Origin of the sequence: Burkholderia sp. FL-7-2-10-S1-D7 (assembly GCF_001524185.1) — a bacterium.
Classification (GTDB): domain Bacteria; phylum Pseudomonadota; class Gammaproteobacteria; order Burkholderiales; family Burkholderiaceae; genus Burkholderia; species Burkholderia diffusa.
The window spans coordinates 1-1,175 of sequence record NZ_LOWY01000026.1; the positions used below are offsets into that span (position 1 = coordinate 1).

Genomic DNA, 1,175 nt, shown 5'->3' on the forward strand with positions numbered 1-1,175 from the left:
CGTTCGACCGCGAGCGCGACGCCCATCCCGCCGCCGATGCACAGCGACGCCAGCCCGCGCTTCGCATCGCGCTTGACCATCTCGTGCAGCAGCGTCACCAGGATCCGGCAGCCCGACGCGCCGATCGGGTGACCGATCGCGATCGCCCCGCCGTTCACGTTCACCTTCGACGTGTCCCAGCCCATCTGCTTGTGCACCGCCAGCGCCTGCGCCGCGAATGCCTCGTTGATTTCCATCAGGTCCAGGTCGCCCGGCGTCCAGCCCGCACGCTCCAGGCAGCGGCGCGAGGCCGGCACCGGACCCATGCCCATCACGCTCGGATCCACACCCGCGTTCGCGTATGCCTTGATCCGCGCCAGCGGCGTCAGGCCGAGCGCCGCCGCCTTCTGCGCCGACATCACCAGCACCGCCGCCGCGCCGTCATTCAGCCCCGACGCGTTCGCCGCCGTCACCGAGCCGTCCTTCGAGAATGCCGGCTTCAGCCCCGCCAGCGATTCCGCCGTCACGCCGTGACGCACGAACTCGTCGGTCGCGAACTGCAGCGGCTCGCCCTTGCGCTGCGGAATCGACACCGGCACGATCTCGGCATCGAAGCGGCCGGCCTTCTGCGCAGCTTCCGCCTTGTTCTGCGACAGCGCCGCGAACGCGTCCTGCTCCTCGCGCGTGATCCCGTATTCCTTCGCGACGTTCTCCGCCGTGATGCCCATGTGGTACTGGTTGTATACGTCCCACAGGCCGTCCACGATCATCGTGTCGACCAGCTTCGCGTCACCCATCCGGAACCCGTCGCGCGAGCCCAGCAGCACGTGCGGCGCCGCGCTCATGTTTTCCTGGCCGCCCGCGATCACAATGTCCGCGTCGCCCGCCATGATCGCGTTCGCCGCCAGCATCACGGCCTTCAGGCCCGAGCCGCACACCTTGTTGATCGTCATGCCCGGCACCGCGGTCGGCAGGCCGGCCTTGATCAGCGATTGGCGCGCCGGGTTCTGCCCCGAGCCCGCCGCCAGCACCTGGCCCATGATCACTTCGCTCACCTGCTCGGGCTTCACGCCCGAACGCTCCAGCACCGCGCGAATCACCGTCGCCCCCAGCTCCGGTGCCGCGATCTTCGCGAGCGAACCGCCGAATTTGCCGACCGCGGTCCGCGCGGCCGATACGATCACTACGTCCGTCAT

General features: G+C 69.3%; 1 protein-coding gene. It reads right to left on the reverse strand.

The window, feature by feature from the left end; genetic code table 11:
* Positions 1-1,175, reverse strand: a 1,175-nt coding sequence (locus WS75_RS12180; protein WP_059680696.1) for an acetyl-CoA C-acetyltransferase, incomplete at both ends; no start/stop codon positions are given.